Genomic DNA, 22,541 nt, shown 5'->3' with positions numbered 1-22,541 from the left:
TCTCGCGCATGTTGAGCACGTGTCCGCAGGCGCTATCGGCAGGAAAGACCCAAGGGCTCGCAGGATATAACGGCTGGGCTGCCTCGCGAGCTTCGACGAAGATGATTCAGCATCTGCTCAGTGATCGGTAGATCGTAAGCGCGAGCACGGCCGCCTTTGGGATTCGGACGATGTAGGAATTCACCGCGGAGCTCTTCCCACCGAATCGTCGCTGCATCGGTCATGCGCAGCCCAGACAGCAACAGAAGCTTCCAGTAGGCACAACGGACTGGGTTGCTCAGAGAGAGCACGTGCCCCCACCACGCGGGGAGCTCATCCCACGACAGCAAGCGGCGAGTACCTCGCTCCGCGAAAAACTCGACAGCGACGCAAGGGTTGGGCGGCAAATCTTCGGCCAGCCTCTTCGCAGCATAGTTGTAGACGGTTCGCAGGAGGCGAGCGCCATGGTTGGCGGCCGTGGGTCCGATGTGCCCCCATCCTTCGTGCCATGTGCGGACTTCACGTCTGGTCAGCGTGTTCAGCTCGCGACCCGCATGAGGCCTGAGCATCTTCCGCCAATTATGGTCGTTGAGTAGTAGCGTCTTTGGCGATGCCTCCTTTCGTTTGAGTGCCTTTGTGTACTCGGCATAGGCGTCAGCTAGCGTGAGCCGCGCCCGCTCGGCCGCTTCTCGCTCGCCAACGACATCTCGTCCCTGGTGCGCTGCGACCATGATTTCCGCCGCTCGTGCTCGAGCATCGGCGACAGCGAGTTCGTTCACCCGTCCCAGCGTCACTTTTCGCTGGCGCTTACCCACCCGGTAGTGAACGAAAAAAGTCCCAGAGCCTGTGCGGCCACGATAAGCCCGAGCCCCCGTGCCTCGGTATCCCACACCACCACCTGAGCGCCGACCTTTTGAGGCACATTCAGGTAGCGAGCCAGATTCGTCGCTGAGAATTTGAACTTTCGCACGGCTTCCGCTCCGCTGAAGCAGCTATGGAGCAGGTGCGTTCCAGCTCCAGGAAGCAACGTACGGCGCGGTATTAGGGAAGCGAATACGGCGAATATGCCAGGGATGCTTGATCTAGCTGGCGGAAGCCCAGAGAAGCCGTCCGCCCGTGCTTGGGAAGCTGACGTTCTACCACTGAACTACGCCCGCGGCGACCTCGCTCGAGAACGCAGCCGGCTGCATCCTTGGAGTGCAGGCGGCGAACCATAGCAGAGCCGTTTCGATTGTCCACGGACCGGAAACGAGCCGTCGCGTTTCCTTGGCGAAACGTTTCAGCTATTTCATGCTGCGTTTCGACCGACTCGGTCGAAACGCAGAAAATATGATTAGTTCAACGAGTTAGAGCAGGTTTTGAGCGAGAAGCCGTTTCCAACTTCTCGTTACCTGCTCTAGTGTCCGCCCCGCCTTTGGCCCTAAGCGAGCCGAGCCGGATTTCTCTTAAAGCCAAGCCCACATGAGCGCCGTGACGACGCAAACAGCCACCGAGCCAGCCGTTGCCATGGTGCAGGTCTCCGCGATGCCGGGAACAGTCGCGGCGCCGAAGCTCGTGCTCGCCTCCTCCTCTCCGCGCCGCTTGGCCCTGCTGCAGCAGATCGGCATCGAGCCGGACTTCCTGCTGCCGGCCGACATAGACGAGACGCCGCGCAAATCGGAATCACCGCGCGAGCTCGCCCGCCGCCTTGCCCGCGCCAAGCTTGAGGTCGCCCGCGACGCGGCGGCGCGCAACGACATGCTGCGCGCTGCTTTCCTCATCTCCGCCGACACGGTGGTCGCGGTCGGCCGGCGCGTGCTACCCAAGGCTGAGCGGCTCGACGAGGCAGCCGACTGCCTACGTCTTCTGTCCGGCCGCCCGCACCGCGTGTACACCGCCGTCTGCATCCTCTCGCCGAAGGGCCGCCAGCGTGAGCGTTTGGTCGAGGCGCGCGTGCGCTTCAAGCGGCTGTCCTCGCGCGAGATTGAGAGCTATCTCGGCTCGGGCGAGTGGCGCGGCAAGGCAGGCGGCTACGCGATCCAGGGGCTCGCTGGGGCCTTCGTGATCAAACTTGTCGGCTCGCAGAGCGCCGTGATCGGCCTGCCTCTCTACGAGACGATGAGCCTGCTGGAAGGCGAGGGCTTCCCAGTGCGCCGCGGCTGGGGAGCGCCGGCCTGATGGCGCAACAGCCCGACCCACGCCGCGAGCAGCCCCCAGTGTCGTGCCCAATCTGCCGAAAGCCAGCCACGGAGTCTTTCGCCCCGTTCTGCTCCCAACGCTGCGCTGACGTTGATCTCGGCCGCTGGCTCGGCGAGCGCTACGTCATACCTGGCTCGGATCCCGAGGGAGACAAGGAGCGGGACGAGGGCGGCTCGCTTTGAGCGTTCAAGGGCGCTAGACACCGCCCGAGCGCTTGACTATACCGCCGCTCCAGCCGCGGGGCGCCCAGCACTCCGCCGCTTGCCCAGGTAGCTCAGTTGGTAGAGCATGCGACTGAAAATCGCAGTGTCGGCGGTTCGATTCCGTCCCTGGGCACCATCTTTTCGCTAAGCGATTGATTGCTCTTAGGCATCTGATTTAGAAGAGACTTTCCGGCGCCGGCTGTTCAACACCAGCGCTCAACATGCCTCTCACGATGCCACGGCCGATGAAGCGTTCCGGCTCATCCGTCCACCAGCTCGTTCAGCGCATTCCCACGGACGTGCTCGAAAAAGCCCGAGGCCGCCGCCTTGCGGTGCCTATCGGCGACGAGACCGCCACCTTCGTCATCAGTGAGCGAGCTGTTGACGTGCGGATATCCCTGAAGACCCGCGACCCAGCTGAGGCCCGGGCTCGGCAATCCAAAGCCGGGTCATACCTTCAGGACGTTTGGCGTGCTCTTCGCGCAAGCGGCCCCATCGTTCTCACTCATCAACAGGCAACCGCGCTGGCTGGCGACCTGTACCGCGCCTGGGCGGATGCGAGCGCCGATAGGACCATCGCCATTACGCACACACCCGCAGGCTGGGTACCAGATCGCTGCACACCAGAAGAGGAGAGGGCGGGCTTCGAAGCGGCGGCCAACAAACTCTGCGCTGACATCGAGGCAGGCGAGGCAGCAGACATCGAGCCGACCCTAGGCCCGCTCATCGATCCGCTGCTCTTGCGCAAAGGTATCGACCGCGTGGACGCCGACAGCCGCGCCATGCTGCTCGACGCATTCGCCCGCTCGCTTCGAGACGCCTTCAGGCGCCGCCAACGCCAAGCCGAGGGCGACTACACCGCTCACCCAACTGACAACCGCCATCCCGAGTGGACGCAGCCTAAGTCCCCGGAGCCTGCTTCGCGGCTGTCTGCCAGCACCAAGACCTCCCTAACCGGCTTGGTGGCGGCATGGTGGGCGGAGCGCAAAGCCGCTGGCCTCAAGCCGAGCACCCACGAAAGCTACTGGAACACGATGGCCAACTTCGTGGCCTTCCTGAAGCACGACGATGCGGCTCGGGTGACGGCGGCCAACGTCATCGCCTTCAAGGACCACCGCCTCGCCACCATCAATCCCCGCTCGGGCAAGCCGATCTCCGCCAAGACGGTCAAAGAGAACGACATCGCGGGTCTGCGGACGATCTTCGCATGGGCGGTGGCGAACCAGAGGATGGCGAGCAACCCGGTCAAGGAGGTGACCCTCAAGCTCGGGAAGCCCAAGAAGCTGCGCTCCAAGGGTTTTACTGACGAAGAGGCGAGGGCGATCCTTGAGGCGGCTTCGGCCTATCAGGGAGGCACCGAGCGACCTCAGACCACCGCGGCCAAGCGCTGAGCCCCCTGGCTCCAGTGCTACACAGGTGCCCGGGTCGGCGAGCTGGCGCAGCTCTGCAAGCAGGACCTCCGCCGCGAGGGGGACCACTGGCTCATCAATATCACGCCCGAGGCCGGCACCGTGAAGAGCAATGAGGCGCGAGAGGTGGTCTTGCACTGGAGTGGGCCCCTGCCGGTGGATAGGCTCAGGCGGCGGATTTGACCGTCTGCCGGGCGTGGTGCTCCTCGGATTGAGCGGGGCTGAGATAACCGAGTGCCGAATGCAGTCGGCGTGTGTTGTAGACTTCCTCGATGAAGCGCGGCCACTCGGCTGCGACCTCGGCGAAGCTCTCGAACGCCATTGGGTACACGGCCTCGACCTTGAGCGTCTTCATGAAGCTCTCGGCTTTGGCGTTGTTGTAGGGATTGCCTCGCCGGCCCATCGAGCCGGCGAAGCCATGCTCGGCCAGCACCGCACGGTACGCCTCGGCCGCGTACTGGCTGCCACGATCCGTGTGGTGGATCAGCCCCGACGGCGGCCGACGCTGCGCGATCGCCGCGCGCAGAGCCGCGACGGTCAGGCGGGCGTCGATCGAGCGGCCGAGCGCGTAGCCCACCACGCGGCGCGACCAGGCATCCAGGATGATCGCGACGTAGACGAAGCCGCCCGTCACCGCGACGTAGGTCAGGTCCGCCACCCAGAGCTGGTTCGGGCCGTCCGGCACGATGTCCTTGGCAAGGTTGGGGAAGATCGGGCCGCCGTGATCGCTGTCGGTGGTGGCGACGTAGCGGCGTCGGACGCGCGGCTGCAGGTCGTGCGCGCGCATGAGGCGGCGGACCTTCTTGTGGTTCACCACAAAGCCCTGGTGGCGCAAAGCCGCCTGAACGCGGCGCCAGCCATAGGCCTCGAACGCGTCGCAGATCGCGACCATGGCCTCGGCGAGGGCGGTGTCGTCCACGGCCCGGGCCGGGGCATCGTAGAAGGTGGAGCGCGCCAGACCCATCAGCCGGCATCCCGCGGCGAGGCTGAGGCCACAGGGCCAGTGATCACGGACGTAGGCCTGCTTCTCGGCAGGGGTCCGTTGCGCAACGCCCCCTTTAAAAACTCAAGCTCAAGCGCCTGCCGGCCGACGAGCCGTTCGAGGGCTGCGATACGCGCCTCGTAGGCCTGGATCGTGTCGGCGACCGCGGCATCCTCGTCGAGCACGCCGATCTCGTACTTCTGCACCCAGACGCGCACGAGATTGCGCGAGAGATCGTGGCGCTTGGCCAGACCGTGCAGCGTCTCGCCCGACAGATACTCTTGCGCCACCTGACGCTTGAACGCCACGCTGTGGGAACGGTGCCGTGCCATGGTCTTCATCCTCCGAAGACCCGGCAGACCGGTCAATCAGCCTTCCTCAAACCGTCCACCGGCAGGGGCCCACTCCAGCGTGCATCGGGCCCTAAACCCAAAGGTGCCCTAAAGATCAGTTTGACGGTACGAATTCAGACATCAAGCTATCAGCAACAATACGTTACGTAACCATGTGCATTTGCGCACTTAGTCGGGTGAACAAAGCCCATGCGCTTCAGTTGAACCTTCATCTCAGACAGCGGCCGGTTTTGGCCAGAAGGTTCATGACATGAAGAAATTTGCAGTTGCCGCAACGGCACTTGTCGGCGCCCTCGCATTCCTCCCTGCCTCGGCTGATGCTCGTGGCTTCGGTGGTGGCGGCGGCTTCCATGGTGGTGGCGGCTTTCACGGGGGCGGCTTCGGCGGAGGTCGCGGCTTCGGCGGCGCGGGCTTTGCCGGTAGAGGTTTCGCCGGTCGCGGGTTTGCTGGCGGCTATGGTCGCGGTCGCGGCTACTACGGCCGTGGTCTGGGATACGGTCTGGCTGGCGTCGGGCTGGGTCTGGGCGTCGGCTACGGTCTCGCCGGCTATTACGGCGACAGCTGCGGCTACGGCTATGGGTATGGCTATGGGGCCTACGGTTCGCCCTACTGCGGCAGCTACTACGGTTACGGCTACTGAGGCAGCCAGCCTAACCCGAGAGTAACAATCATTGCGGACCCCTCGATTGCCTTGCGCAACCGGGGGGTTTTCGTTGTGCGGTATTTGGACCGCCGCGCAAGTTACTTGCCCTTGAGGGTATCCTTGATGCTGCCGATGGTGTTCTGCACCTTGCCTTCGACCTGCTCAGACTTGCCCTCGTGCTTCGTCTTCTCGTCGCCGACTAGGTTGCCGATGCCTTCCTTGACCTTGCCGACCACACGCTTGGCCGAGCCCTCTGTGCGATCCGGGTCCGGCCCTTCGTTCTCATTCGCCATGTCTATCTCCAGTGCTGAGCTTCATGCTCACTGACGCTAGAAACGGACTGGCGCCTCCGGCCGTTCCAGTTGCCTACGGGTCTCAGCCCTAGCCCAGCCTAACCCCTGCCTCAGCCTCCGCCACCACCTCGGCCTTGACGCTCTGGAGGTAGCTGGTGAGGCGCTGAGCAACCCCGGGGTCCTCACACAGGACCCATAGGCTCGCAGACCTCACGTCCCTGCCCAGACTCTTGAGGACCGCCTCCGCGGGCCATGCCGCTTTGCGCTCGGATGAGCTAGCCAAGTGGCGGAGACCGTATGGCGTGCCGATGATGATCAGGACTTTGGCGGGGTCTGTCATCCTCGGAAGCTAGCCGCGAGAAGCAGGCCCAGGAAGGTCTGGGTTGCTGGCGCGAAGGTCGCCCCCATCATTCCCAGAATGGGCTCAGCCGGTCGGCTTGATGTGCTGGATGAACCTCAGGCCGTCCCAAAGCTCGACCGCGTGCTTCTCCGCCAGGACCCGAGCGAGGGACAGGGCAGCGGCATCGTCGGATGCGTTGAGCTTGATCGTGTCGAGTACGTGCCCATCCGAGGTCAAAGCTGTCAGGCGATACCGTGTTGGCGACGTATTGCTGAGCCGTGTTGTCATGGGCCGGGCACCCTTCGTTACGCCTAGAGATGCCGACACCGCACTGAGCGGATATGCTTGGCGCAGTCAGCAAAAGAACAATAGGCCGCGAGCCCTATCTAGAAAGGTAGCCGATGCGCTTGGTCTGAAAACGAACAGCGCCCCCGGCTTTGGACTGGAGCGGGCAGTGCTGGCTAGGCAGTCACAGCTTTCTACAAGCCCCGCTGGCCTCTCGCCTCAATGCTCCGCGCTCTATTAGCCCGCAAGCGGTCTGATGCGCGAACGAAGGCGGCGAAGTTCTGAGCGTCGTCTTCTGCGAGGCCGCCTATGAGGATCGTTGAGCCGCTGTAGACCCCCCGGGTCCCCGGCCTATCCTCGCGTATGCTGATCTTGGGCATGGGTGTCATCCCCCCGCAGGCGAAACGCTCGGCCAATCTTGGGAGCGGAGTTCGCCAAGACTCAACTGCTGGCAGCGGCGCAAGTTTCAGTGCCTCAGAACACCGAGTGCTACGCCGTTCCCAGCCGCCGCGCCGACCTCATCCCCGGTAGCGCGAGCAATGCCAGCAGCACAGCAACAGGGAAGAGCAGCTGCATGCCCATTGCGCGGTACGCCAAGACGCCAAGGATGCCTCCAGACAGGAAAGCCGCGACGGTAATGCTGTGCAGCCGCAGCTTGCTCCGGTCGAGCCCGGGGCGTTCGCCAAGGAGGCTCGCCAAGCCGATCCCGATATCCGTTACCATCCCTGTCACGTGTGTGGTGCGGACCCGTGCGTTGGTAATCTGAGTGACCGTGGCGTTCTGGAGGCCCAGCAAGAAGCTCAGAGAAAGCGCCAGGACCGGCCCGCGGGCTACCGCCGGAAGCCATGGCTCGGCGCACCCGAGAGCGCCTAGCAGGACTGCCTCCGTCAGGATGCTGTAGGCATAGACCCCGCGGAGGCGCCGCTGGCGGCCCGTGTCGATGAGGAGGGTGGCTGCCATCGCGCCTGTCACGAAGGCCGCTACGAGGGCAAGAACTTGGGCTGCCATCAGCACGTCGCCCAGCCCGAGGTGGTCCGCCAGCGCCGAAACGTTGCCGGTCATGTTCGATGAGTAGAAGCCGAAGGCGTAGAAGCCCGCCGCGTTGAGGGCTCCTGCGATGGCGGCCAGGGTCCAGGCCAGACGCTCATCAACCTCTTGGGTGCGAGCTTCGCCCTCGCGGCTCAGCATGGCTGGCCTAATCTGAAGTGCAATGGTCCCGGATCAGGGTTCGAGGCGCCGCTTTCCGCTCCGGCAGCCGGGCTCCCAGATTGCGTTAGGCGAACGTCTACAGGCAAGGCTCGATGCTAGGACCAACGTGACAAGCTTTGCGGCCATCGAGAACTCGCTGCCGACGATCTGCCGAGCGGCAAATCAGCCTTGCTCTGAGCTGTTCTTCAGGGGCGGCCCGATATCTCGCGACGCCGACTGCGCGACTAACCGCCCTGAGAAGAGACCTTCTGGCGCTCGGCCTCCTCTCGCTCCACCGCTTCCCGGACGGCTTTGCGGATAAAATCGGCGCGAGACTGTTTCGGCTCCAGCAGCGCATCGATGCGCTCGGCAACACCATCATCGAGGCGAATGTGCGTGGCTGCTGGGCGAGACGCTGGCGTTGCGAAGCAAGGATTGGGTGTTTCGCCGCCCTTCTCAGAATGCCGGGAGCGTCCGCAGGTGCGAGAAGCCGACTAGCCTGCGTGTCTTCTCGTCCCACAAGGCCAGCCCGAGGCAATCCAAGCTGTCGCGCAGCGTCAATCGGCCTACCCGTCCGAGCGTCTCGTGGCCGTCCAGGCACTCTTGAAGCCGGTAGTTCGGGATGCGACTGTTCAGGTGGTGGACGTGGTGCAGGCCGACATTGCCGGTGAACCATTGCAGCACCGAAGGAAGAACATAGTACGAGCTGCCGCCGAGCGCGGCGCGGTGGAAGTCCCAAGTCTCGGCGCTCTCCCAGACCGTCTCCTCGTACTGATGCTGGACGTAGAACAGCCAGCCCCCGATCCAGGCCGCGACACAGACGACCGGAAGCAGGACCCAGAGCACCGGCCCGATCCCGCCGGCCAGGACGGCGAGTCCCGTCACGAGGGCGACGAGGCCGATATCAAGCGACAGCACGTCCCGCCACGCCGCCCGCCACGGCAAGCCCATCCCGGAGGGAAACCGCTGCAGGACGAGGAAGTTGAGCGGAGACCCCAGCACGATCAGGACGAGTGGGTTGCGATACAGGCGATAGCGCAGCCGGCTCAAGCGCGGCCTGGCAAGGTACTCGCGCACGGTCAGGGTGAGGACGTCGCCCGTTCCTCGGCGGCTCAAATCACCCGTGGAGGCATGGTGCAGGGCGTGCGCCCGCTTCCAGCTGTCGTAGGGCGTCACCGTGAGCAGACTCAGGGCGCGGCCGAGCCGGTCGTTTGCCGTGCGGGAGGGCAGGAAAGAGCCGTGCCCGCAATCGTGCTGGATGATGAAGAGCCTAACCAGAAGGCCGCCTGCCGGCACGGCGAGAACCAGGGCGAGAGGCCCGTAGCCGTTAGCCGCTGCCCAGAGCATGAGCGCGCAGAGGGCGAGATAGGGCAGCACGGTATTGGCCAACTGCCGACCGGCAAGCCTTGGGACGGGCTCGCGATAGGCCACGCAGTGGCGAGCCAGGTCCCGCGCGAGGGCGGCGGCGCTCACGCCGTCGGGCCCGGTGCTGTGCGCGCGATCCATCGGCTCGGTTTCCTGAACCGGTTGTGTCACGACCCGCATCCTTGAAATCAGCGTCGTCCTCCCACCTCGTCGAGATGCGTGAGCAGATCGGCCGGGTCCTCGTAGACCCGCACAGCCCCAGCCCGCTCCAGTTCGTCGGCGCCGTAGCCACCCGACAGCAAGCCGACCCCAAGGCCACGACAGCGCCGCGCCGCTAGCATGTCCCAGATCGAGTCGCCCACGATCACGGCCGTCTCGATGCCCTTGCCCAGCTTCTCGGCGGCGGCCAGGAAGAGATCGGGATCGGGCTTGGCATACTTGACCATGTCGCGCGTCACCACCGGCACGCGCTCGGGATCGACGTCGAGGGCGCGCAGGTTCACGCGAGCCGTCTCCATTCGCCCACTGGTGGCGATGGCCCATGGGATACCGGCCTCGGTGAGGTTAGCCAGAAGGGCGCTTGCCCCGGGCAGCGGACGGACCTGCGCCGACAACCGTCCGTACGCCTCGGCGTGGAGGCGGCCGAGGCGCGCGATGCGGTCCTCGCTGATGTCCTGACCCGTTTCCCGCAGGAGCTGGTTCGTGAAGAGGCCGCCGCTCATGCCGATCTTGCGGTGGATCCGCCAGACAGACAGGGCGATTCCCTCCTCGTCCAGCGCCTGGCTCCAGGCGAGAACGTGTTGGTACACGCTGTCGACCAGCGTGCCATCCAGATCGAACAGGAAGCAGGTCTCGACGCGCATCGCCGCCTCCTTCATGCGGCCGCGGCCCGTGATTGCTTCGAGGCCAGCTCCACAGCCTCGACGACCCGTTCGGGCGCGAGATGATGGATCATGTGCCCCAGGCCGGGAACCACGATGAGCGTGCTGTTCGGCAATTCATCGTGCAGCCGCTGCGACTGTCGTCCGACGTCGGCGATCTGGTCGCCGCCGCCGGCGATGATCGCAACAGGAAGCTCCAACTCGCGATAGTGCTGCTGAAGCTCCACCGTGACCGGCGTCATCATCGCCGCATCCTCGGCGGAGGCGCGCAGTTGCAGCGGGCGCAGCATCATGTCGGTCGGAAACTCCCGATCGAAGCGCTCGGGAATGGCGGCCGGCGCGAACATGCCCTTGATCATCGCCGGAAGGAGCGCGCGTCCGATTATCGGCGAGACGGTGCGGCGCAGGACATCGCCGATGATCGGGATCGCCGCGGGGGAGGCGAGGGCCGCGTCGGCCCGCAGCGTCGGGTAGTAGTAGCCCGAGGCCAGCACGAGGCTTCGCACGAGGTGCGGGGCCTGCAACGCGAGAGCGACGGCGACCAGTGCTCCCCAGGAATGTCCCAGCACCACCGCCTGCCTGACTCCGAGCTGCCGAAGAGCTTTCTGGTAGAGCGTCGCGTGCGCGCGCGGCGTCCAGACACCCCGAGGCCGGTCGCTGTATCCGTAACCGGGGCGGTCGAGGACGATCACGCGGAAGCGCTCTGCGAGATCATCGACGATGCTGCTGCTCAGGAAATCCTGGATCATGGTGCCGTTGCCGTGGATGAGCACCAGCGCCTCGCCACGCCCGCGCTCGACGTAATGCAAGCGCACACCGTCCACGGTGATGAACGCGCCGATCGGTGGCGTCCGTCGCTCGGCCTCTCGTGTCATGGAGGCGGCGTAGAGGGCGGATGCGCCCAGGGCGGCAGCGGAGCCAAGGAGGGCCGGAAGCAGCCAGGGTGAGGTCGGGCGGCGCGTCATGAGCGGTGATCCTGTGCGACGGGTAAGAGGCTTCCGGGCCCTGCGAGCGGACCGTGACGGAGCCATGGGTCTGCTACGGTGGAGAGGCGCGTTCCATGAGCCGCGGTGCCATCGCCGCGAGGGCAAGGAGGGGGGCCGGCATGACGATGCCGGCACGGCGCATGGTCTGCGCGATCGCCCGGCAGCCGGTGAGATCGTTGGTTCGAGCGGCGGCCTCGATCCGGGTCACGTTCTCGGCGGAAGGCTTCGATGGATCCGGGTGCGTGGACGACCCGCTCCGCTCCGGCCCCAATGCGGTCGCGGTAGAGCCTGCGGGCGCCGACTGGTTCTGCGCCCGACCCTGCGGACCGGCGGCACCGGGCCCCGAGGCCGTGATCTGGCCGCTCTGCCCGGAACTGGCCTGCGGCGTGTTCTCCGCGGCGGGCTTCGCCGACGGGTCGCCGCTGTTCTTGGCCGACACGGCGGTTGCCAGGCTCGGTGGGGTCTCGGCTGCCTTCGCACCCGCCTCCGGCTGACGCACGAAGGCGACGAGTTCCTGGCAGAGGTTCGCCGGTCGGCCCGTCTCCGGGCCGCCGGCCCCCTGTGCATGAATTGGAGCGGCCTGGGCGAGCAGGCAGACCGGCACGGCCAGGATCAGTCTTCTCACGATCGGCATGGTCGATCTCCAGGCAGTAGACGAAACGGGCGCCTGCCCACGCCCCCCCCCCGCTTCGTCGTGCCGAAGCGGGGGGCGTCGGTCGCGGGACGCGATCAGGCGCGGCGCTGTGCGGCCGTCGTGCCGGTGGTGCGCGTGACGGTCGGATCGACGGCCGCGCCGCGGCCGCCGAAGTAGGCGGCCAGCCCGCCGAGGATCAGCGCCAGGGCGCCGTAGAGCGCGGCTTGCGAGGCCGCGCGGGCGGTGGCGTCGGCGGCCTGCTTGGCCTGCTCCTTGGCCTTGGCCGCCGCGTCCTTGAACTGCTGGCTGTACTGCTGGACCTGGGTCCGGGCCTGCTCGACCGGGATGTTCTGCGCCTTGGCGAGCGCCTGCGCAGCCCTCTCGGTCGCCTCGGACTGCTGGGCGTCGTCGCCCGTCACAGCGGCGCGCATGGCGCTGACGGCGGCGTCCTTGAGCGCGGCCGGATCCTGGCCGTTGGCGCCGCTGCGGACTCGGTTCTCGATACCGGAGAAGGGGTCGGAGATCTTGCTCAGCGACGGGGCCGCGGTCTGCGCTACGGTTTGGATCGAGCCGCCGGCCGCCCTGCCGAGCCCACCAGCCGCGCCGGAGGCGGTGTTGAAGACCCCGCCGACGAGGCCGCTCACGGCCGAGGACAGCATATAGAAGATCACCAGGGTCGCCACCGCCCAGGAGATCAGGCCGTGGTAGCCGGCGGTGGTGGGCGACGGCTTGCCCGACAGCCGCCCGGCGAGATAGCCGCCGGCCGCCGAGGCGAGGATGCCGGAGACGACCCACCACAGGCCGGCGCCCAGCCCGAGCGAGCTGGCCCCCGGCGTGCCGTCCCCCGCCGGATCGACCGTCGAGAGGCCGACGCCGAGGCCGAGCATGTTCAGGATGACCTGCAACACCAGCGCCGCGGTGGCGCCGGCGAAGACGGCCCCCCAGGAGACCTGATGGAGGGCAATGGTGCGCATGTCCTCGGCCGGAGTGATCCTACTGGCCTGCGGCAGGTCGCGGTCGCCCGGCGGGCGGCCGGGACCTGAAGGCGTGGTGCTGGGCGTGCTTTGAGTGCCGACGGCCATGGAAGGCTCCTGGATTGCGGATCGAGCGTGGGAAAGGCGGGAGCGGCTCAGACGACGCGGCGGCGCCCCACCAGGGCGTGGGAGAGCGGCGACACGACGATCGCGCCGATGACGGCGAGGAGCAGGCCGTCGAGCTTGACCCCGGACGTGCCGGGCTGCCCGAACTCGTCGAACAGGACGCCGCCGACGACGGCACCCACGACGCCGAGCAGGATATCGACGACGAGACCCTGGCCGATGCGATCGGCGAGCCCGGTCGCGTTGAAGCCGGCAATCAGGCCGAGCACGATGCAGGTTAGCAAGGACATCGTCTTGGCTCCTGATGCATGTGCCACATCCCATGGGCCACAGGCCGGCGGGCAGCACCGATGCAGTCCTGTGCGGGGCGAGCGTGATCGGGCCGCAGCGCCGTCGAGGCGGGTTGCGGGCTGCTTTTCACGTTCCTTCGATGGGCCGATCTCGGTCGCGCCTGCGCCTCGACCGGTTCCGAATGCGGGTGGATCAGGATCGGCCGAGAAAACTCGTCTGTCTCGCCCGGCCTGCACCCTCGCCCTGGCCCCTGCCGACCAGTGGAGGCAGCGCTAGAACGAGCGAGTTACCTATACAAAGCGATGCCAGCTGTGACTTGTTCCGAATATTTACAGCGATACCCCTCTCGGCAAAGAGATTCGCATTTATCAAATTTTCGAGTGATTTTGCTGATTGTGCAGGCGCAGTTTCCGTCGAGAGTGCCCACCGGCGCGCCGACGCGGGTCAAGCCGGCGGTCAGCCGGTGTGCGCGCGGCGAGAGCCGTCCACGCACGGGGCGTACCGGAAAAACTTCGAAAATCTTCTCGGAACGCTTTCTGCTGCAGCGCGGTTGCTTGCGCCGCGATCGGCGGATTTCGCTGAAACGGCACGATGGCAGGTCATCGACCTGCGAGGTCAATGCGGCATAGTGCTAGGACAACGTTCATATATCGCGGGATTTTTCGTCTGAACCATGCGGTGAGAGAACAATTCGGATCGGGGTGTTCTTGAAGTGCCGGGATGGATTTCGGCCCGATCGAATTATTTTTCTCTGCCAGATTCAGTCCAAGCGCCTCCATGTGCCGAGCCTGCATCGGTCGTCCCGCACGCGCCGTTTCACCTTAGGCCAAGGCCACGGCGGACGAGGCCACCGACTGCTGGTCCGAAGCGGGCGGTGCGGGCGATGGTGTCGCGCGGCGTCGCGTAGAGAGCGACGATCAAGGCGCGGTACTGCTGAGGCGTAGGATCGAGTGCGAGGCTGGCCGCGTCGACGACGGCTCGCACGGAACCGATCCCGGGCAGGTGCAGGATGAGCGGCGCGCCTGTTACAGCCGGCTCGCACGCTCCGACGATTGTCGCTCGGGTTGGCGAAAGGGTCGCAATGCGACAGGGTCGCATGACCTTCCCGCTCTCAAGCATCGCGTCGGCCTCGTAGCGGAAGGCAAGGTCCTCGCGCGGATGTTCGAAGCAGACGAGGAAGCAGATGAAGGTCAGGACCATCGCCACCCCGGCCCAGACGAGGTTGAAGTAGTCAATGTCCGAGATCTCAGACGGCGCGCTTGGATTGATGAACGCCCAGACGATGCTGAAGGCCGAGAGGAGGGCAAGGCCACCGAATGCGGCTGCCATCCGCCAGCGAACACGCATCTGCGAGCGGTCGCCGCCCTTCTCGGTGACCTTGAAGGGCCGGCCGAAAGGCTGGAACGTCGCCTGAATCAGGGTCATGGTTACGGCGAGCGCACTGATTGCGTGCGTCACCTCCATGAAGATTGGCAGGGTGCGTGAGCGGGAGACCCAGCCACTATACGCCCACAAAGCGAAGAGCGGCGGCGCGCCGTAGCGCAGGAAGGACATCACGTCCGCCTCAAAAGCCGGCAGGCCGGCGATCCAGTAGATGGCAGGCGCCAGCAGCATCAGCACGATGTAGGGCTTGCAGGCCCAGTTCAGAACGCCGTGCAGAAAGTGGACACGCTGGACGAGGCTATAGCCTGGCCCGCGCAGGGGGCCGTCGCGCAGGAGCGCAATCTGGATCGTGCCGAGACACCAGCGGGTGCGTTGCGTGATGTATTCCGGCAGTCCCTCCGCCGAGAGGCCCATGCTCAAGCGCTCGTTCAGCCAATGCGTGGCGTAGCCCCGGCGCGCCATACCGAGCGACAGGTTGAGATCCTCGCAGATCGCCGCGTCGGGAAATCCGCCGATCTCCGTGAGCCGATCGCGGCGCACGATGAACGAGGTGCCGACGCAGAAGGCAGCGTTCCAGGCGTCCTTTGCGGGCTGGAAAACGTCAAAGAAGATTCGCTGGTCGTCGACCCAACTCTCGGAAGCCGCAAGGTTGTGCTGGATCGGGTCGGCGTTGAAGAAGAACTGCGGCGACTGCACCACCGCTGCCTTCGGGTCGTCGAACAGCCCGACCATGCGCCTGAGGATATTTGGCTGAGGCGCGAAATCCGCGTCGAGCACGAGGATTAGGGACGCGTTGGTGCGCTGCGCGGTATGCGCCAATGCATTATTGAGGTTGCCGGCCTTGGCGCCCTTATTGTCGGAGCGCGTGATGTAATGCGCGCCGACTTCCTCGCAGAAGGCTTTCAGCCAGTCGCGGCGAGTGTCGTCGCAGACCCAGACGGTCTTCGGGCCGTAATCGATTGCGAGCGCGGGCAGGATCGACTTCTCAACGACCTCGCGCGGCTCGTTGTAGCTGCAGATGAAGACGTCGACGGCCGGCCATTGCTCGCTCGCTGCGTGGCGGGCCTGGGCGGCGTCCGCTTCTGCCGAGCGGTCCTTGAAACGCAGAAGGATGACCACCGAGAGCAATGTGTAGACCACGGCCACCGTCTCGGCGGCGAAGAACAGGTATGCCCACAGCGCCCCGGCTTCGAAGGCGAGCGGCGGCAGGGTGTCGTTCCAGCGCCAGCGTGTGTAGGTGGTAATGAGCGTGGCCGTAAGGGCGCCGAACAAGAAACGGTCAAGGGCGCGCTCCGGCCTCAGCATGCCCGACAGCGCGAAGAAGCCGAGCGCAATCGACAGAGTGAGCGCGAGCACGGAAACCGCGTCGCCGGGAGCTGGGAACATCATCGCAGAGGGCTTCCGGCGAAGGGGTTGAAACCGAGCGCCGCGAGGGCGGCCCAGGCGGTCGCACCGAGATGCGGACGGCGGAAGTAGAAGAAGTCGTCGCTTGTGCTCGCCGGCCCAATCTGCAGGCCGGTCGTCAGCCTTGCTTCGCGCGTAGCGTAGAGCCAGCCCGAGGGCGCGCGCTGGCCAGAAAGCGTTCGAAGGAGCGCGTCGGCCCGGGGAGCGTCCCCTGCCCAGCGGAAGGCAAGTGCCGCCTGCGCGGTGCCCTCGATCCACAGCCCGTCGCGGTCGTTGTTGAAGTCGAACCCGCCGGGCACATTCAGGCGGTCGTTCGCGCAGGCGAGCGAGCGGCGCCACGCCTGCGGCGGGTCGGCGACCCCAAGGAGCGGCCAGAGCTGCGTGTCGAGGGCCAGCGCCTCGATTCCACGCATGCGCCCCTGTGGATCGGTCCCCATCCGAAAGCAGCCCGTGCGCGCATCAAAGGCGGCGTCGAGAAACGTGCGGCCCGAGGCCGCAACCGTCCGACCCTCGGGCGTACCAAGGCGGCGTCCCAGGGCGACGATGTCAAGGTTGTGCTCGGTCGAGGCCCAGGTGATTGAGCCCTGCTGCGGGTCATAGCCGTCGAGCCCGCCCGTGAAGCCTGGTGCATCTAGGCGGGTCGTGCGCGACCGGATCCAGTCGGTCAGCCGTTGGGCGCCGGCCGCGAAGCGCGCGTCGTGCGTCGCTGCACCGAGATTGACGAGGGCGAGCCCGACCCAGGCGACGTTGCCGGTCGCGGTGCTCACTTGGTAGCGATCCTCCGACCAGAGGCTGGCTGCCTCGTCCCACCAGCCGGGAAGCAGCACTGGCGGCGTGCGCAGGGGGCCGGCGCGGTAAGCGTTGCGCACCCGCCCGTCCTTGAAGGTCCGATCGCTTTCGATCGCGGCGAGGAATGCCTCGCCGATCTGACGGGCGCGGGGCAGGTCCCCGCAAGCCTGTAGGGCGGTCGCGGCAAGCGCATTGTCGTAGGCGAAGGCTGCGTTGCGCAGGGGCTGGGGCACTTGCCCCTCGTTTGGCCCCGGCTCGTAGCTCGCCAGGAAGACTGGCCCCCCGTCCGGTGCTGTCCTATCGACAGCGGCAGACAGGGCGCGGCACAGGCTCAGCCCGAGATCGTCGGCCGCGTGCGCGGGCGCCGATAATCCGAGGCCGAGGGCGAGCGCCGCCAGGGCAGCCCTCAGTTGCTTGCCTCGACCGAAGGGCGAAGCGCCCGGTCGGGGGCCTCGCCACGCAGCGCGTCGGGCCGCATCGGTGGCAGGGGTGGCGCTGCGATGCGCCGGCCCGGGGCAGTTTCGGCGGCCGGCACCGGGACGCTCGCCGGAGACGAAGGTGTTGCCTGAACCGGCGCGGGTGAGGATACGAGCGCTGGGACCTTCGGGGGATCGATCGCGGCGGTCGTTGCCGGCGCAGGTCGCGTCGGCGGAACGGCCGAGGCGCGGTTTGCATCGGGCTCGGCCACCTTCCTTTCCGAGGAGGCAGCCAGTTGCCTCAGAGTCTCGGCGGCGGAGGCGACCGCCGTCTGCGCATGGCTCACTAGACCCTCGACAAGGCCCGGCGCGGCCGAGGCTGCCCTCGACACGAGACCTGTCGCGCCATCCTGAAGTTCGTGCCAGACGACCGAGGTCGAGGGCACCCAGCCCGGTTCGCGGGTCACGGTTACCCAGCGGCCAACGCCGCAGGCTGCCTCCGCTAGGTTCTTGGCTGCGTTCTTGGTCGCGCCAGTGTCAGCGGCAGGGATTGCGAGGGCCTTTGGCTTGACCAGAACGTAGAGTTCACGCCGCTCGGTCTGCGGAAAGGGCACGGCGTAAGTCGCGTCAACCGTGTCGCTCGTCTTGGGTAGGATTTCGGTGACGACCCCCGGGCGCGGGCCGCTTGGCTCGCCTGAGATCGTCACCGGGCTTCCCACCTGCAGGTTCTGGCCCTGGCGGTAGGAGAAGATCGCGACGACGAAGCTACGCTCGCAGTCGACCACCGAAGCGAGGCTGTCGCCGGCGCCGACGTGCCGCCCGCCCGTGGCGTTGAGGCTGAAGACGACGCCCTTGGTGGCGGCCTTAATCTCGGTAGCGGCGAGCTTATCGAGGCGTTGCTCCTCGCGTGTGAGGAGTGCCTGCTGGTCGACCATAGCGGCCTTCAGCTCCTTCTCCTCAATGGCGAGGCGCTGGGTGTCGTAGGTGATTGAAAGCCGCTTCTGCGACAGGTCAGCGAGGTTGCGAAGTTCGTCGCCCGCGTAGAGTCCGTGTGCAAGGCCGTCGAGTTGAACGGTCTTTTGGCTGAGCTTGGCCTCGGCGGCCCGCTTCTCCTGCAGGGCGGCGTTGTAGGCCTGGGTAGTGGACTTAACCATGTCGGGGCTCGCCACGTCGCGGGCGACCATACCAGTCTGGCGATCCATCAGCACCTTCTTCTCCTCTCCCGAGGCAACGGCTGAGGCGATCTTGGCCCTCAACTCCTCGACTTGCGCACGCAGCACTTGCGACAGCTGCGCGGATTGCTCGCGGATCGCCTGATCGAGGGCGGCGAGATACGCTTCGTTCGAACGGCGCTTGTTCTCGGCGGCGAGCGCGCGCTCGCGGAGTTCGGATACACGCCCAGCGAGCTGGATCGCCGTAGAGCGGTCGAGGCGGTCATTACTAATCCGGGCTACTAGCGACCCAGGCTCGACACTCTCCCCAGCCGAGACGGGGATCGCCGCGATATCACCGGCAATCGGAGCAGTGAGGAGCGTCACCGGTGCATTGACGACAGCACGGTCGGATTGGTCCGCAATGATGGGCGGCAGAACCGATGTGCCGATCAGGAGCGCGAGTACCGAAGCGAGGCCGACGCTCGACACGCGGACAAGCCGACCATGACGGTGCGCAGTCGCAGGCAAGAGGGTAGGCTGAGACAAGGCCATCTCCGTAAAAGACGGGTCTGTGCCAGCCCAGGGCTAGGGCCGGCGGCGCACTGATCGGGCTTGTGCGATGCCCACTGAATTGCTGCGACGCCAAAAGGGTTGCGAAATTTTCTCTTAAATTCGACCTGATCACGTTTTCGCCATAATATACTCAGGTGCTCATGCGTCACCTTGTCGCTAAAATATAAGTTAGTGATGCAAAATTGACACATATATATTCTAGACAACAGCTTACCAGGCTCACATATGCTTGCGCAAATTCTGGATTTTTGCTCTCTATTGCCAATATACTTGGCATGATGCCATTTTTGCGGGCTTTTTGAGGAGAAAACGCCAGAGCTAGATAGTGCAGACGACACTGGGAAGCGGATGACCAGGAAGTGCCGAAACGTCTCGCTCGTCATCGTGCAATCCGCTCTACTGACACTGAGAACTCGTTATCGCATCAGCATCACCTGCTCTGGGAACGAGCGGGAGATCGTCGACCAGACTGGGATCTTTCGCTTGAAAGTGGGGTGTTGGCGTACCTCGCCTCGGGATCCGAAGGGCAGCGCCGGTAAGACTTGTACTCCCTGAGCGCCGCAGGCGAGCGGCCGAGGCCATCGGGGAGAGGAACGGCCTCGCAGAACGTCATGCGTGGCAGACAACCAGAGCGTGGGCGCGCCGCCAAGCGGCTGCCGAAATACGCCCCGCGACGGGGCATCTGTTTCGTCGATCTTGAGAGTGCCGCGCCGCTACCTCGGGACTTGCCGGCAGCGCCGATGAAGCCGCAGTCATTCAGAGCGGGAAGAGATAGGCCGAGGTACAATGGATCGGCTGGCGTCTCAGGCCTGTTTCTCTAGATCGTAGGATCATGGAGAGCGCCATGTCAGAGCACGTCTACAAGGTCGTCGAACTCGTCGGGTCGTCTCCAAACTCGATCGAGGATGCCATCCAGGGAGCGGTAAGCCGCGCCGGCCAAACGATCCGGAACCTACGATGGTTTGAGGTTCTCGAAACGCGCGGCCACATTGAGGATGGGAAGGTTCACCACTACCAGGTGACGCTCAAGGTCGGGTTCACGATGGAAGGGACCTGAGACGGTCGCCTACCCGTAGGGGCCTCGACTTAGCTAACGGTGTTGGCCCTTTCCGGAGATCAAGCATGTTCACCCACGTTATGATCGGCAGCAACGATCTGGAGCAGGCCAAACGCTTCTATGACGCCACCTTTGCTGCGTTGGGCGGCACGCCCGGCAAAATGGATGCGAGAGGCAGGCTGATCTACGACCACGACGGCGGTCGGCTGATGATCACGAAGCCGATCAACGGCGAGCCAGCAACCGCGGCTAACGGTGGAACGATCGGGATCGGCGCTGCCAGCCCTGATCATGTTCTCGCTTGGCACGAGGCTGGAACCACGCACGGCGGCACCGCGATCGAGAGCCCGCCCGCAGAGCGCCCGAACGGGTCTTTTGTCGCTTACCTTCGCGATCCAGATGGAAACAAGCTCACGGCACGGACCAAGCCGGCAAACTGACACAACCGCGGCCGGAGTCGCTCTATTCAGCCTTACGGGCCAAGGCGCGATCTAAGGTGTTCATCGCTGCCATGGCTCGCCAGAGATGCCGCGTTTCGGGGGAGACGGCAGGGCCGTGGAGAACAACCTCCTCGCCGTAAATAGCCTGTCCTGTCTCGTCATACGCTCGCACGATTACGATGCGCGTGCGGCCCGCCGGCCCCCCTGCTTGTTGGCGGCTTCGAGCAACGTTTAGATCGATAACGCTTTCGCCTCGCCGATTCCCGTTAGCTCGAAACCCTGTTCGTCGGCGCCAACGATTGCGCAGTCGCTCGACGAGTTCAATGTGGTTGCACCCCTGCGCGAGGTGCGCGCCCGCGTTGGGGCCGAGGGCGGCCATCTTCACGCGAGCTTCGACATCGACGTCCTCGATCCTGGCACTGCCCCGGCCGTCGGCACCGCGGTGCCTGGCGGCGATACCTTCCGCGAGGCGCATCTCATCATGGAGAGGTTGCACGATTCCAGGCTGGTCGGTTCGCTTGACGTCGTCGAACTCAATCTGTTTCTCGGCGAGCGTGGCCGCAGCGCTCGCGTGCGGGTCGAGTTGGTGGCAAGTCTGCTCGGGCGCCGCATCCTGGATCGACCGATCATCGACGCCGTGCCGCATTCCGACCGCCTGAACTGAGGACAGCTCCATTCACGCTCCACTTGCCGCCCCCTTGGCGGCTCCTCCCGTCCGCCAGCGTTCGCAGGGAAACGTCAGCCTGACCATCGGCGATTTCGGGGGGCGCAGCCGCGTCCGGGATCTCTCGGAAGCAGGCCCCTTGCGATTGCGTTTCCCCAATGTCGGGGACGGCACGCTCGAAGGCATTCAGGTGAATACGGCCGGCGGCGTGGCCTGCGGCGATCATTTCGAGACCGTGCTCGATCTCCACCCAGGGACGGCCTTCGTCCTGACCACCACGGCGGCAGAAAAAATTTACAAATCCGACGGGCCGACCAGCACGATCGTCAATAGAGCCACCGTAGCGGCCGGTGCGACCCTCGCCTGGCTCCCACAAGAAACCATCCTGTTCGACCGCTCGCGCCTGCGCCGCCGTTTCGAGGCCGACCTCGCCGGCGATGCTGGCCTGCTGGTCGTGGAACTTGTGGCTTTCGGGCGCACCGCGCATGGCGAAAGGCTCAACGACGCAATGTTCGAGGATGTCTGGCGCATCCGCCGCGATGGCCATTTGACCTATGCGGACACACTTCGCTTCGACGGCCCAATCGAAGCCATGCTGGCCCGTTCCGCGATCTGCGGTGGCGCGCGGGCGCTCGGCACCATCATCGACCTCTCGCCGGGCGCCGAATCCAGGCTCGACGAGGCCCGCGCCCTGATCGGCGAGGCGGGCCAAGAAATCGAAGCCGGCGCGAGCGCCTGGAACGGGCATCTCGCCATCCGCCTGCTCGGCCCAGCGATCGGGTCGTTGCGCGTGCATGTGGCCCGCTTCCTCGCCGCCTATCGTGGAACGCCGATGCCACGAGTTTGGCAGACCTAACCCCTCACGGTTGATCTTTTAGTGCGCATGATTCTTGCTCGTGAGGATCTGATCCAGAACAGGACCGCCCTTGTGCTTCTGACCCCCCGCGAAAAGGACAAGCTGCTGATCGCCATGGCCGCGCAGGTAGCGCGCAATCGTCTAGCGCGCGGCGTGAAGCTCAACCATCCCGAGGCGGTGGCGCTGATCACCGATTTCGTCGTCGAGGGCGCGCGGGATGGGCGCTCGGTGGCCGAGTTGATGCAAGCCGGCGCCACCGTGCTCACGGCAGAGCAGGTAATGCCGGGCATCCCCGAGATGATCCACGACATCCAGGTCGAGGCGACGTTTCCCGACGGCACCAAGCTCGTCACGGTGCACCACCCAATCCGCGGCGCTGCCTCGGACGACGTACCCGGCACCGTCACGACGAAGCCTGGCGAGATCGTCTTCAACGTGGGCGCCGAACGCACCGTGATCGAGGTCGCCAATAGCGGTGACCGCCCGATCCAGGTCGGCTCACACTACCATTTCTACGAGGTCAATTCGGGCCTCGTCTTCGACCGTGAGCAGGCTCGCGGCAAGCGCCTCGACATCGCCCCGGGCACAGCGGTGCGCTTCGAGCCCGGCTCGACGCGGGAGGTGGTGCTGGTACCGCTCTCGGGCGCCCGCGCGGTCTACGGATTCCGTGGCGCGGTAATGGGCGGCCTCTGACG

At 65.6% G+C, this 22,541-nt stretch carries 24 protein-coding genes, 1 tRNA gene and 1 pseudogene; 10 read left to right on the top strand and 16 right to left on the bottom strand.

Annotated elements, in window-relative coordinates:
- Positions 1–32 precede the first annotated feature (32 nt).
- On the bottom strand, positions 33–869 hold the full coding sequence (locus tag MGN01_RS24590; protein WP_170246006.1) for an integrase arm-type DNA-binding domain-containing protein: 837 nt from the start codon (positions 867–869) through the stop codon (positions 33–35).
- Positions 870–1,485: 616 nt separating this feature from the next.
- Between MGN01_RS24590 and MGN01_RS15290 the strand changes: the two genes are divergently transcribed.
- From MGN01_RS15290 to MGN01_RS15275, 4 genes are all read left to right on the top strand, one after another.
- Positions 1,486–2,136, top strand: a complete 651-nt coding sequence (locus MGN01_RS15290) for a Maf-like protein (RefSeq protein WP_238258235.1) — start codon at positions 1,486–1,488, stop codon at positions 2,134–2,136.
- Entirely contained in the window at positions 2,136–2,339 is a 204-nt protein-coding gene (locus MGN01_RS15285; protein WP_147047687.1) for a DNA gyrase inhibitor YacG, read from the top strand. The genes MGN01_RS15290 and MGN01_RS15285 overlap by 1 nt, the downstream gene beginning before the upstream one ends.
- Before the next feature lie 81 nt (positions 2,340–2,420).
- Positions 2,421–2,496 (top strand) — tRNA-Phe (locus MGN01_RS15280).
- 109 nt (positions 2,497–2,605) lie between these two features.
- The gene (locus MGN01_RS15275) at positions 2,606–3,751 is read left to right on the top strand and encodes a site-specific integrase (protein WP_170246004.1); all 1,146 of its coding nucleotides are present in this window, start codon (positions 2,606–2,608) and stop codon (positions 3,749–3,751) included.
- Between the two features lie 184 nt (positions 3,752–3,935).
- Here the strand turns inward: MGN01_RS15275 and MGN01_RS15270 are convergent, their stop codons facing one another.
- Positions 3,936–4,733, bottom strand: a complete 798-nt coding sequence (locus MGN01_RS15270; protein ID WP_147047685.1) for an IS3 family transposase — start codon at positions 4,731–4,733, stop codon at positions 3,936–3,938.
- Positions 4,733–5,083: a transposase gene (locus tag MGN01_RS15265; protein ID WP_147047684.1), complete on the bottom strand. Its 351-nt coding sequence runs from the start codon at positions 5,081–5,083 to the stop codon at positions 4,733–4,735. The genes MGN01_RS15270 and MGN01_RS15265 overlap by 1 nt, the downstream gene beginning before the upstream one ends.
- 271 nt (positions 5,084–5,354) lie before the next feature.
- Here MGN01_RS15265 and MGN01_RS15260 point away from each other — a divergent pair, with 271 nt between their 5' ends.
- Positions 5,355–5,744, top strand: coding sequence for a hypothetical protein (locus tag MGN01_RS15260; RefSeq protein ID WP_147047683.1), 390 nt, complete (start codon positions 5,355–5,357; stop codon positions 5,742–5,744).
- A gap of 101 nt (positions 5,745–5,845) precedes the next feature.
- Here the strand turns inward: MGN01_RS15260 and MGN01_RS15255 are convergent, their stop codons facing one another.
- The 13 genes from MGN01_RS15255 to MGN01_RS15195 all read right to left on the bottom strand — a co-directional run bounded on the left by MGN01_RS15255 (position 5,846) and on the right by MGN01_RS15195 (position 18,745).
- On the bottom strand, positions 5,846–6,040 hold the full coding sequence (locus MGN01_RS15255) for a CsbD family protein (RefSeq protein ID WP_147047682.1): 195 nt from the start codon (positions 6,038–6,040) through the stop codon (positions 5,846–5,848).
- Positions 6,041–6,464: 424 nt separating this feature from the next.
- On the bottom strand, positions 6,465–6,668 hold the full coding sequence (locus MGN01_RS15245) for a hypothetical protein (RefSeq protein WP_147047680.1): 204 nt from the start codon (positions 6,666–6,668) through the stop codon (positions 6,465–6,467).
- Positions 6,669–7,154: 486 nt separating this feature from the next.
- Entirely contained in the window at positions 7,155–7,853 is a 699-nt protein-coding gene (locus MGN01_RS15240; protein WP_147047679.1) for a YoaK family protein, read from the bottom strand.
- A 245-nt stretch (positions 7,854–8,098) separates the two neighbouring features.
- Entirely contained in the window at positions 8,099–8,245 is a 147-nt protein-coding gene (locus MGN01_RS24585; RefSeq protein ID WP_373319198.1) for a hypothetical protein, read from the bottom strand.
- A gap of 64 nt (positions 8,246–8,309) precedes the next feature.
- The gene (locus MGN01_RS15235; RefSeq protein WP_147047694.1) at positions 8,310–9,359 is read right to left on the bottom strand and encodes a fatty acid desaturase; all 1,050 of its coding nucleotides are present in this window, start codon (positions 9,357–9,359) and stop codon (positions 8,310–8,312) included.
- Positions 9,360–9,406: 47 nt separating this feature from the next.
- Positions 9,407–10,081: an HAD family hydrolase gene (locus tag MGN01_RS15230; RefSeq protein WP_147047678.1), complete on the bottom strand. Its 675-nt coding sequence runs from the start codon at positions 10,079–10,081 to the stop codon at positions 9,407–9,409.
- Positions 10,082–10,092: 11 nt separating this feature from the next.
- On the bottom strand, positions 10,093–11,064 hold the full coding sequence (locus MGN01_RS15225; protein ID WP_147047677.1) for an alpha/beta fold hydrolase: 972 nt from the start codon (positions 11,062–11,064) through the stop codon (positions 10,093–10,095).
- 73 nt (positions 11,065–11,137) lie between these two features.
- A complete protein-coding gene (locus MGN01_RS15220; RefSeq protein ID WP_147047676.1) occupies positions 11,138–11,719 on the bottom strand; it encodes a hypothetical protein in 582 nt (193 codons plus the stop codon).
- Positions 11,720–11,814: 95 nt separating this feature from the next.
- Positions 11,815–12,801, bottom strand: a complete 987-nt coding sequence (locus MGN01_RS15215; RefSeq protein WP_147047675.1) for a PhnA-like protein — start codon at positions 12,799–12,801, stop codon at positions 11,815–11,817.
- A 47-nt stretch (positions 12,802–12,848) separates the two neighbouring features.
- On the bottom strand, positions 12,849–13,109 hold the full coding sequence (locus tag MGN01_RS15210) for a GlsB/YeaQ/YmgE family stress response membrane protein (protein ID WP_147047674.1): 261 nt from the start codon (positions 13,107–13,109) through the stop codon (positions 12,849–12,851).
- An 817-nt stretch (positions 13,110–13,926) separates the two neighbouring features.
- Entirely contained in the window at positions 13,927–15,882 is a 1,956-nt protein-coding gene (locus MGN01_RS15205) for a glycosyltransferase family 2 protein (protein WP_147047673.1), read from the bottom strand.
- Positions 15,879–17,084, bottom strand: coding sequence for a hypothetical protein (locus MGN01_RS15200; protein WP_147047672.1), 1,206 nt, complete (start codon positions 17,082–17,084; stop codon positions 15,879–15,881). The genes MGN01_RS15205 and MGN01_RS15200 overlap by 4 nt, the downstream gene beginning before the upstream one ends.
- An 8-nt stretch (positions 17,085–17,092) precedes the next feature.
- Positions 17,093–18,745: an HlyD family secretion protein gene (locus MGN01_RS15195; protein WP_238258227.1), complete on the bottom strand. Its 1,653-nt coding sequence runs from the start codon at positions 18,743–18,745 to the stop codon at positions 17,093–17,095.
- A gap of 928 nt (positions 18,746–19,673) precedes the next feature.
- On the opposite strand from MGN01_RS15195, the gene MGN01_RS15190 reads away from it, so the two are divergent.
- The 5 genes and pseudogenes from MGN01_RS15190 to MGN01_RS15170 all read left to right on the top strand — a co-directional run bounded on the left by MGN01_RS15190 (position 19,674) and on the right by MGN01_RS15170 (position 22,539).
- Positions 19,674–19,886 (top strand): dodecin, encoded by a 213-nt coding sequence (locus tag MGN01_RS15190; protein ID WP_147047670.1) that lies wholly within the window; start codon positions 19,674–19,676, stop codon positions 19,884–19,886.
- Positions 19,887–19,951: 65 nt separating this feature from the next.
- Positions 19,952–20,326 (top strand): VOC family protein, encoded by a 375-nt coding sequence (locus MGN01_RS15185; protein ID WP_147047669.1) that lies wholly within the window; start codon positions 19,952–19,954, stop codon positions 20,324–20,326.
- A 304-nt stretch (positions 20,327–20,630) separates the two neighbouring features.
- A pseudogene (locus MGN01_RS15180) lies at positions 20,631–20,990 on the top strand (arginase family protein); the annotation flags it as partial.
- Positions 20,991–21,000: 10 nt separating this feature from the next.
- Positions 21,001–21,846 carry an urease accessory protein UreD gene (locus tag MGN01_RS15175; RefSeq protein ID WP_147047667.1) on the top strand — a complete coding sequence of 282 codons (846 nt, stop codon included), beginning with the start codon at positions 21,001–21,003 and terminating at the stop codon, positions 21,844–21,846.
- A gap of 72 nt (positions 21,847–21,918) precedes the next feature.
- Positions 21,919–22,539 (top strand): urease subunit gamma, encoded by a 621-nt coding sequence (locus MGN01_RS15170; protein ID WP_147047666.1) that lies wholly within the window; start codon positions 21,919–21,921, stop codon positions 22,537–22,539.
- Positions 22,540–22,541: the final 2 nt, after the last annotated feature.

The organism is Methylobacterium gnaphalii (assembly GCF_007992215.1).
In the GTDB taxonomy this organism is placed as follows: Bacteria; Pseudomonadota; Alphaproteobacteria; order Rhizobiales; family Beijerinckiaceae; genus Methylobacterium; species Methylobacterium gnaphalii.
The sequence above is the reverse complement of the archived record's forward strand: the minus strand, read 5'-3'. Positions and strand labels throughout refer to the sequence as shown.

What these genes read in the sequence shown, in the direction of transcription:
- MGN01_RS15290 (WP_238258235.1), top strand. Translation starts at nt 1,486, where the DNA reads ATGGTGCAGGTCTCCGCGATGCCGGGAACAGTCGCGGCGCCGAAGCTC.
- MGN01_RS15285 (WP_147047687.1), top strand. Translation starts at nt 2,136, where the DNA reads ATGGCGCAACAGCCCGACCCACGCCGCGAGCAGCCCCCAGTGTCGTGC.
- MGN01_RS15275 (WP_170246004.1), top strand. Translation starts at nt 2,606, where the DNA reads ATGAAGCGTTCCGGCTCATCCGTCCACCAGCTCGTTCAGCGCATTCCC.
- MGN01_RS15270 (WP_147047685.1), bottom strand. Translation starts at nt 4,733, where the DNA reads ATGGGTCTGGCGCGCTCCACCTTCTACGATGCCCCGGCCCGGGCCGTG.
- MGN01_RS15265 (WP_147047684.1), bottom strand. Translation starts at nt 5,083, where the DNA reads ATGGCACGGCACCGTTCCCACAGCGTGGCGTTCAAGCGTCAGGTGGCG.
- MGN01_RS15260 (WP_147047683.1), top strand. Translation starts at nt 5,355, where the DNA reads ATGAAGAAATTTGCAGTTGCCGCAACGGCACTTGTCGGCGCCCTCGCA.
- MGN01_RS15255 (WP_147047682.1), bottom strand. Translation starts at nt 6,040, where the DNA reads ATGGCGAATGAGAACGAAGGGCCGGACCCGGATCGCACAGAGGGCTCG.
- MGN01_RS15245 (WP_147047680.1), bottom strand. Translation starts at nt 6,668, where the DNA reads ATGACAACACGGCTCAGCAATACGTCGCCAACACGGTATCGCCTGACA.
- MGN01_RS15240 (WP_147047679.1), bottom strand. Translation starts at nt 7,853, where the DNA reads ATGCTGAGCCGCGAGGGCGAAGCTCGCACCCAAGAGGTTGATGAGCGT.
- MGN01_RS15235 (WP_147047694.1), bottom strand. Translation starts at nt 9,359, where the DNA reads ATGGATCGCGCGCACAGCACCGGGCCCGACGGCGTGAGCGCCGCCGCC.
- MGN01_RS15230 (WP_147047678.1), bottom strand. Translation starts at nt 10,081, where the DNA reads ATGCGCGTCGAGACCTGCTTCCTGTTCGATCTGGATGGCACGCTGGTC.
- MGN01_RS15225 (WP_147047677.1), bottom strand. Translation starts at nt 11,064, where the DNA reads ATGACGCGCCGCCCGACCTCACCCTGGCTGCTTCCGGCCCTCCTTGGC.
- MGN01_RS15220 (WP_147047676.1), bottom strand. Translation starts at nt 11,719, where the DNA reads ATGCCGATCGTGAGAAGACTGATCCTGGCCGTGCCGGTCTGCCTGCTC.
- MGN01_RS15215 (WP_147047675.1), bottom strand. Translation starts at nt 12,801, where the DNA reads ATGGCCGTCGGCACTCAAAGCACGCCCAGCACCACGCCTTCAGGTCCC.
- MGN01_RS15210 (WP_147047674.1), bottom strand. Translation starts at nt 13,109, where the DNA reads ATGTCCTTGCTAACCTGCATCGTGCTCGGCCTGATTGCCGGCTTCAAC.
- MGN01_RS15205 (WP_147047673.1), bottom strand. Translation starts at nt 15,882, where the DNA reads ATGATGTTCCCAGCTCCCGGCGACGCGGTTTCCGTGCTCGCGCTCACT.
- MGN01_RS15190 (WP_147047670.1), top strand. Translation starts at nt 19,674, where the DNA reads ATGTCAGAGCACGTCTACAAGGTCGTCGAACTCGTCGGGTCGTCTCCA.
- MGN01_RS15185 (WP_147047669.1), top strand. Translation starts at nt 19,952, where the DNA reads ATGTTCACCCACGTTATGATCGGCAGCAACGATCTGGAGCAGGCCAAA.